Below are 8,276 nucleotides of genomic sequence, written 5' to 3'. Positions count from 1 at the left end.
CCCACGCTCCTATGAACATGAGTCTCTACAAGCCAGACGCAAATGGTGGCCCAATCACGCAGGGTCTCAAGGGGGATGCAACACCACACCTTTCAGATAAGTCCCAGCAGTGGGCAATGACGATCGATCTCAACGTTTGTAATGGGTGCAACGCATGTCTTGTAGCTTGTCAGGCCGAGAACAATATCCCTGTAGTGGGTAAAACTCAAGTGGCTATGGGGCGTGAAATGCACTGGATCCGCATGGATCGCTACTTCGCAGCACCAGACAAGTATGTCGAAGCTACTGACGCTTGGGAGAAGTCCCCAGAGATGATACCACAGCCAGTGGCATGTGTGCAGTGTGAAGCTGCTCCATGTGAGACAGTTTGCCCAGTGAATGCTACAGTCCACACCGAAGACGGCCTCAATGCTATGGCTTATAACCGCTGTATTGGTACACGTTACTGCGCTAACAACTGTCCATACAAGGCGCGTCGCTTCAATTTCTTTGACTACAACAAGCGCAACCCTCTTCTCCACAAGAACCTTTATAAGGGGCCTCTCGGTGAAAAACAGGAAGGTGACTCTAAGCACCTCCAGCGCAACCCGAACGTTTCTGTTCGTATGCGTGGTGTGATGGAAAAGTGTACTTACTGTGTGCAGCGCCTCCAGTCTGCTAAGATCGACGCGAAAATGATTGCTGGACAAGAGGCCCGTGCAACTACTGGAGGCTCTACCAGGACTACAATTACTGCTAAAAATCTTATGCCAAAGACCGACGCTGTTCGCGTTGCCTGTCAGGATGCATGTGGCGCTGGAGCAGTTGTTTTCGGCAATCTTCTCGATCCTAAGTCAATGATTCGCAGAGTCAAAGATGAGAACAATAAGATCATCAACGACCGAGCATACGACCTACTTAACTACATCGGTACCCGTCCGCGTACTAGTTACTTAGCGCGTGTGAAGAACCCTAATGAGCAAATGCCCGGAGCCAAGTACGTTGGCAAGGCTACCGTTCACATGCACTAAGCCACAGTCATCGATTTACTCACCTTTTTACTCAATCTAATCAAGCACACCAATCATGGCTGATTCAGCAACTGAAAACACTAGCGATAAAAACTTCAAGCTCCCAGTATTGGAGCGTGAGCAGCTTATCCTTAATAACCGTTCCTATTCATGGATTACCGACCGAATTGCCGGTATCGTGGAGAAACCTCAGCCACTACTATGGTGGCTCCTCTTCATTCCATGCGCACTCATCGCACTTATCGGTGTTGGTGGAGGCCTTTTTTACCTAGTATCCACTGGTGTGGGTGTGTGGGGAAATACAAACCGCACAATGTGGGGTTGGCCAATTGTTAACTTCGTTTTCTGGATTGGTATCGGCCACGCAGGTACCTTGATTTCGGCGATTCTCTTCCTGACGCGCCAGAATTGGCGTACCTCAATCAACCGCGCGGCCGAGGCGATGACAATCTTCGCTGTTTGTTGTGCTGGTATTTTCCCAGCCTTCCACGTTGGACGTGTATGGATGGCGTGGTTCCTAGCCCCTATCCCTAATGCAAATGCTATATGGCAGAACTTCAAGTCACCACTCCTCTGGGACGTGTTTGCAGTTTCTACTTACTTTACCATCTCATTGATCTTCTGGTACATGGGTATGGTTCCAGATTTGGCTACGATCCGCGATCGCGCGAAACCTGGTATCCGCAAGTTCCTTTACGGCGTATTCTCTCTCGGTTGGCGCGGAGGTAACCGTCAGTGGAGTCACTACGAGATGATGTACCTTCTCCTAGCAGCACTCTCAACACCACTCGTTCTTTCCGTGCACTCTATCGTTTCTTTTGACTTCGCGACATCCACTGTCCCAGGGTGGCACACTACAATCTTCCCGCCATACTTCGTGGCTGGTGCGATCTTCGGTGGATTTGCCATGGTGATGACTATAATGATCCCAGCGCGTTCGATCTACGGATTGCACGATGTGATTACGATGAAGCACATTGAAAACATGTGTAAGATCGTGCTCGCGACTGGAACCATCGTTGGTTACGCGTACATCATGGAGCTCTTCGTGGCATACTACTCTGGTGCTAAATTCGAGATGGAAGCCTTCAAACTACGTATCACTGGGCCATACTGGTGGGCTTACGTGACAATGATGTTCTGTAACGTGATAGCTCCTCAAATCTTCTGGTTCAAGAAGTGCCGCGAGAACCTTTGGGTTGTTATGGGAATTTGTATGCTGGTAAACATAGGTATGTGGTTCGAGCGATTCGTAATCATCGTCACAACTCTTCCGCGGATGTGGCTCCCAGGTGACTGGAAGTATTACGAGGCCTCACCTGTCGATGTACTCACTTTTGTGGGAACCATTGGGATGTTCCTTACGCTTTTCCTTCTCTTCCTCCGATTCTTGCCATGTATCAATATTGCTGAGGTGAAGTGGACACTACTAGAAGCAGATGCACACTTCGATGATAAGAAGGCACACCCCGATAAAGGTGTGGCTAAAGAAGCTGCTTACCAATACGAACTCGACGAGAACCCTAACGTTGAGTGTTAATCCCCGCCCCTATTTCTTAATATTTACCTAATCACAATACAGTGAGTACTACAGTAAAACGCGTCTACGGCTACCTCGCCGAATTCGAAAGCGCATCTCATCTCTACAAGGGCGCAGAACAAGTGCGTGATGCAGGATTCAAGAAGTGGGATTGTTATTCCTCTTACCCAATCCACGGACTTGATCAAGCAATGGGCGTTCGCCGCTCAATCCTTCCTTACTTTGTCTTTTTTGGTGGTTCTACTGGACTGCTAACAGGCTTCAGTTTGGCATTTATCACACAGGTGCTTATCTATCCAACAGTTGTTCAGGCTAAGCCGGCGAACATCTTCACGACAGCTGCATTCTTCCCAATCATGTTTGAGCTAACTATCCTCTTCTCAGGTTTCACAGTGTTGTTCTGTGTGCTTGGATTGATGGGCTTACCTCGCTTGAATCACCCACTTTTCGCAAGCCGCCAGTTCCACCGTGTGACTGATGACGGTTTCTTTATAGCAATCGAAGCTCGTGACCCGAGTTTCTCAGCTGAGGAAACGAAGGCTCTGCTCGAAGCAGCAGGTGGCAAAAATATCGAACTCATCGAAGAAGAAGCATAAACGCTAAATTATACTAATCACACTCATGCGCTATTTCTTTATTATTTACGTTCTCCTCGCAGTTCTCGTTGTTAGCATCGGCGGACTACGTGGCAAGAAATTCAAGGATGCACCTATCCGAGTCTTCCCAGACATGGACGAGCAGGATCGCATCGATCCTCAGGAAGCATCAGATTTCTTCAATGACGGCCTTGGTGCACGTCAGCCAGTCGCGGCTACAGTGCCTCAGGGGCTAAAGCCGGCGGGTCTCGCAGATGAAATGACTAAGTCGTTCACAAATGATAACAGCTACCATCAAACAGGTATGTTCAATGAGGATGTTTTCGGTACTGGTCTCCCAGTGAATGAGCTCGGACTCACGGAAGAGAATCTTCCAGCATTCCTCAAGCGTGGCTTAGTGATGTACAACGCTAACTGCTCAGGCTGTCACGGTATTTCAGGGAATGGTAAGGGCGTGATTGCTTCTTACGGAGTTCCAGGAGTTTTTAATCTAGTAACCTCAAAGTTGCCTGACGGTGGTATGTACGACGTGATCGTCAATGGCCGTGGTAACATGGGGGCATTTGGTTATCAGATAGATGTCAAAGACCGCTGGGCAATTATCGCTTACCTCCGCGCACTTCAATACTCACGCACAGCGCCACTTGACCAAGTCAAGGGCGCTTACGAAGCAGGATCTGCTAAGTAATCTCATTCTCTAACTCACTTACTCTTTTAACACACTAGTCCCATGGCACATAACGTCACATCACAGGACATTCCAGCAAACGGCGAGAAGATCGCTAGCAAGGACATCGGTCTTTGGAAGATGATTTCACTTCTCGTCTTCGTTGCTGGTGCAGTCGGCAGTTACCTGCTGTTTAACAACGATACTTGGGGGGCGGGCTACGCTTACTCATGGTTGTTCGCCTTTATCTTTTTCATTACTCTTACCTTGGGTGGGGCGTTCTGGATGACTCTCCACCACGTGACCAACTCCGGTTGGGGAGTGAGTGTGCGTCGTCTGATGGAGAACCTCGGCTTTGTCTTCCCATTCATGGCAGTCATTGCAGTGCCATTGATGATCCCATCTGTTCAGGATGACCTCTACGAGTGGATGAACCGCCACCGCGAAGTAGTACAAACTGTTGAAGCTGAACCGGTAACTTATTCTGATGGAACTTCTGGCTACGAAGCTAGGTATTCTAATCAGGACAAGGTGGCTCCACACGAGCCAGGTGGAGCATACACTTCACCAAAGAAGAAACAGCTCAAGGCGACTCATGACGCCCACGATCATCTTTTGATTAACAAGCACTGGTACATGACTCTCCAAGATTGGCTTATCCGCGTGATTTGTTTCTTCGTATTTCTTGGTGCTGGTATCTTCGCACTCCGTAGAATTTCTATCGCACAAGATACGGATCCAAATCCAACGACTCGCCGCCTGATTCTAGCACGAAAGATTTCCTGCGTGGTGATGCCAATCTTCGCCGTTGTAGCGACATTTATCGCATTTGATTTTATCATGGGACTCGACTACAAGTGGTTCTCTACCATGTATGGAGTATGGTTCTTCGCTGGTTGTGCACTCAACTCCATGGCGGTGTTGATCCTCACACTCACATGGCTGCGTTCGAAAGGTTACCTCAAGACGGTAACTTCTGACGAGCACTATCACATCATGGGTAAACTTATGCATGCCTTCGTAATCTTCTGGGCATACGTTTCGTTCTCTCAGTTCATGTTGATCTGGTACGCAAACATCACGGAAGAGACATCTTATTTCCTCCTACGTAACTCATCTGACGGATCAACTAACTGGAACTTATGGAGCACGCTTCTGGTATTCCTTCACTTCGCAGTGCCGTTTGTGATTCTTCTGCCGCACTACGCTAAGAAGAGAATTAAGTTGGTTGTACCAATCTGTATCTATCTTCTCGTGATGCACATCATGGATCTTTACATCGCAGTGATACCGGAACGTGGTCCTTCACTCTCTGTTATGGATAAGCTTGGAGTGAATGGTGAGTTGCTTCTCACAGTACAGCACAATGCTTACCTCGGAGATATATTGGCCTTCATTACTGTTGGAGCATTCTTCGTATTCGTCTTCCTCCGTAACATTGGTAGCGCGAACCTTTACCCTAACCGCGACCCGCGAATCCTCGAATCAGCTAATCTCCATAACTAATACCCAATTCAGGATAACAATTCACCGATAACTCATCTTATGGAACCAAATCTCAGAGACACTCCACTGCGTCGCTTCAATACCTTCTTTTGGGGTCTAGCACTTTTCCTTGCATTCGCTATTGCAGCGGTGCTTGTGAAAAATTTCATAGCGGCCGATGTCGTTGACGCAGAAACTGAAAAAGGCAAAGCGCGCACTGAGCGCTTGATCAAGATTAATGCTGAGCAAGAGGCTGAGCGCAATACCTACAAAGATAACGGTAACGGTACAGTTCAGGTTAAGCCTGAAGATGTATTCGGACTCGGTAAACAAATGGGCCTCCTCGATGGCCCAAAAGCTTCTGAGCAGAAGCATGGTAAGCAGTTCAACTAGTCTGCGACCGTAACACAATTCCTAACGATAAATAGTATCATGGCATCTGAAACCACAAGCCAACAAGTTGAAGACAAAGTGCTGAGAGCGCAGATAGATCGCTCCCTCCGTCACCCAGTGATGTTCTTCTTCACCAGCGGAGCAGCATGGCTAGCTCTCTCACTTATTCTAGGTGTGATAGCATCCGCTAAATCGCATTCACCTGGATTCCTTGGTGATTGTTCTATCTTGAGCTACGGTCGTGTTTTCCAGGCACACATGGCGACGTTCCTCTACGGATGGGGAGCTCAGGCAGCATTCGGTGTGATTATCTGGTTGATGGCTCGGCTTTCTCGTCAGGAGAGCAATAAAGCTGGAGTGATCTTGACCATAGGTCACGTATGGAACGCGGTGATAGGTGCTGGTACTCTCGCTATTCTTCTTGGTGGCGGGACAGGCAAAGCGTGGATGTACTTTCCTACTTGGGTTTGGCCAGTTCTTCTTACTTGCTACCTGGGTATCGGCATCTGGTCAGTGATAGCATTCCGCGTTCGACGTGGTGGTCACGTTTATATTTCGCAGTGGTACCTCATGGCTGCCTTGTTCTGGTTCCCATGGGTATTCCTTTCAGGGAATCTTTTCATCAACACATTCGCTGAATCTGGTAACGGCGTGATGGCAGCAGGTATTAATGCGTGGTTCCGTTCCGCTATACTCTTCCTCTTCTTTACCCCAGTGGCTATTGCGAGCGCTTACTATATCACTCCTAAGGTGACTGGTCGTCCAGTGTATTCCTACAAGCTTGCGCTTCTGGGATTCTGGTCGCTCGCAGTGATCGGGCCATGGGCTGGTATGCAAAAGGTAATGGGTGCTCCGATCCCGTCCTTCCTTCAATTCGCTGGAGCAGGTGCAGCCATCCTCTTCATTATCCCAGCACTCTGTGTTGCGGTGAACATTCTCAAGACAACTGTAGGGAAGTCATCTGCAGTGGCGCACTCACCATCACTTAGGTTCACGATCGCAGGTGTCATCGGCCTTCTTGCAACTACGGTCATTGGTGGTTTACTTTCTCTTCCTGACGCACTTCGCTACACGCAGTTCGCCTTCGGAGGTACATACGGCTATGAAATTCTCGCGCTCTACGGATTCTTCTCTATGACAATGTTTGGCGCGATCTACTTTATCGTTCCCCGGGTTACTAACCGCGAGTGGATATCTGGTGGTCTTATCCGTCAGCACTTCTGGCTCTCACTTTATGGAGTCGTATTCATAGGTCTGTTCTGCTGTGTACTCGGTGCATTCATGCACGGAGAAGTACTCGAAAATCTCGACGAGCCATTTTCATCAGCTCGGGGTCGCCTTCTCGCCTACACAGTGGGTGTTACAACAGGCTGGGTATTTGTCGCACTAGCTAATCTATTCTTCTGTATCCATCTCCTTCTCATGTGGCTCCGACTCGGTCGCCGCAGCAGCCACCCTACATTACTTGAGCACCAAGAGCCAACTCTACCTGCTGCTTAAATTACCTTTTCCTAATTTATCTAAGATCTCACAAAAACATGACTGTTAAAACATTCTTCATTGGCCTGATTGCGAGTTTCGCTCTTCCATGGCTTGCAGTTGTAGCTGTCCCATATGCTACTATGCGTGCTGTTGAAATTCCTCAGTATGATTTAGCCAAAGATGGCAAAGAGGGCGCCTACTCCCCAGTTAAGTCTGGCTTTGTCGAGCACGGATCCAGTATATATGGTGCCGAAGGTTGTGCTCAATGCCACAGCCAGCTTGCTCGTCCGACCTACGCCGGTAACGACCTCGGTCGCCCAGACCTTGCTGGAATTGCTAAAGACCCTGAGCTCGGTGACACACGTCGTGAGTCCCAACTTTGGGACTACGCTGGTGAGCCCTATGCTTGGATCGGCGAAACCCGCATGGGACCAGACCTTAGTAACTACGGTCGCCGAATGGATGTCCGTGCGGCCTATGAGAATAAGGCTCTTGCAGATGAGCTTGGTATCAAGGTGGATCAGCTAACACAAGATCAGAAGTTCGATGTCCAGAAAGCTGTTTACCTTCACCTCTACGATCCACGCAGCGAAAATGTCAATTCCATCTGTCCATCTAATAAGTGTTTCTTCGAAACCAAGACTGTCTATGGGCAAGGGGCACGTAATGCACTTCCTGGGGTTTCTGAAGTTGGCAAGCAAGTTATCCCAAGCTCAAAAGCTGAGACCCTCGCCTCATACCTCCTTGGACTGAGACGCGACGGGGCAGTGCCAAACTCAATGGATTTCGCTCGCAACAAAAAGTCTTCTAAGTAATCGAGTTTTTCCGCCAAGCGTTAGAAATAAACTTGAAGCAATAACCATTTTAACTCACCAACCGCAAACATTCCGATGTCATCTGACCAACAACCAGTAGATCCAACTAAGCCGGATCTCGAAGATTCAACTAACGTTGCACAGGCTCATGAAGAAGTGAGTCGCACTGCTGCCGCAGCTTCCCGTGAACAACAGCTTCGTGAAAATGGCCTTGAGCCAGTCTCAATCTGGCTAATGGTTGCCGGCTTCGTTGTCGCAATCATTGGTGGTAGCGTTCTTCTCTCATCC

9 protein-coding genes are annotated in these 8,276 nt (G+C 48.7%); all 9 read left to right on the top strand.

Features of this window, described 5'->3' with window-relative positions:
- Window positions 1-1,010, top strand: a 1,010-nt coding sequence (locus ABGY95_RS12705; RefSeq protein WP_347442059.1) for a 4Fe-4S dicluster domain-containing protein, incomplete at its 5' end; no start/stop codon positions are given.
- Between the two features lie 55 nt (window positions 1,011-1,065).
- Window positions 1,066-2,550 carry an NrfD/PsrC family molybdoenzyme membrane anchor subunit gene (gene nrfD / locus ABGY95_RS12700; protein WP_347442058.1) on the top strand — a complete coding sequence of 495 codons (1,485 nt, stop codon included), beginning with the start codon at window positions 1,066-1,068 and terminating at the stop codon, window positions 2,548-2,550.
- A gap of 41 nt (window positions 2,551-2,591) precedes the next feature.
- Window positions 2,592-3,146 (top strand): DUF3341 domain-containing protein, encoded by a 555-nt coding sequence (locus tag ABGY95_RS12695; RefSeq protein ID WP_347442057.1) that lies wholly within the window; start codon window positions 2,592-2,594, stop codon window positions 3,144-3,146.
- A 25-nt stretch (window positions 3,147-3,171) separates the two neighbouring features.
- Window positions 3,172-3,834, top strand: a complete 663-nt coding sequence (locus ABGY95_RS12690; RefSeq protein WP_347442056.1) for a cytochrome c — start codon at window positions 3,172-3,174, stop codon at window positions 3,832-3,834.
- Between the two features lie 42 nt (window positions 3,835-3,876).
- A complete protein-coding gene (locus ABGY95_RS12685) occupies window positions 3,877-5,319 on the top strand; it encodes a hypothetical protein (protein WP_347442055.1) in 1,443 nt (480 codons plus the stop codon).
- Between the two features lie 39 nt (window positions 5,320-5,358).
- On the top strand, window positions 5,359-5,691 hold the full coding sequence (locus ABGY95_RS12680) for a hypothetical protein (protein ID WP_347442054.1): 333 nt from the start codon (window positions 5,359-5,361) through the stop codon (window positions 5,689-5,691).
- Between the two features lie 39 nt (window positions 5,692-5,730).
- A complete protein-coding gene (locus tag ABGY95_RS12675) occupies window positions 5,731-7,191 on the top strand; it encodes a cbb3-type cytochrome c oxidase subunit I (RefSeq protein WP_347442053.1) in 1,461 nt (486 codons plus the stop codon).
- 38 nt (window positions 7,192-7,229) lie between these two features.
- Window positions 7,230-7,988, top strand: coding sequence for a hypothetical protein (locus ABGY95_RS12670; RefSeq protein WP_347442052.1), 759 nt, complete (start codon window positions 7,230-7,232; stop codon window positions 7,986-7,988).
- Between the two features lie 75 nt (window positions 7,989-8,063).
- Window positions 8,064-8,276, top strand: a 213-nt coding sequence (locus ABGY95_RS12665) for a hypothetical protein (protein ID WP_347442051.1), incomplete at its 3' end; no start/stop codon positions are given.

This window comes from Rubritalea sp., from assembly GCF_039830215.1.
In the GTDB taxonomy this organism is placed as follows: domain Bacteria; phylum Verrucomicrobiota; class Verrucomicrobiia; order Verrucomicrobiales; family Akkermansiaceae; genus Rubritalea.
Note: the sequence above shows the minus strand (reverse complement) of the source record. Positions and strands in the feature narration are given on the sequence as shown.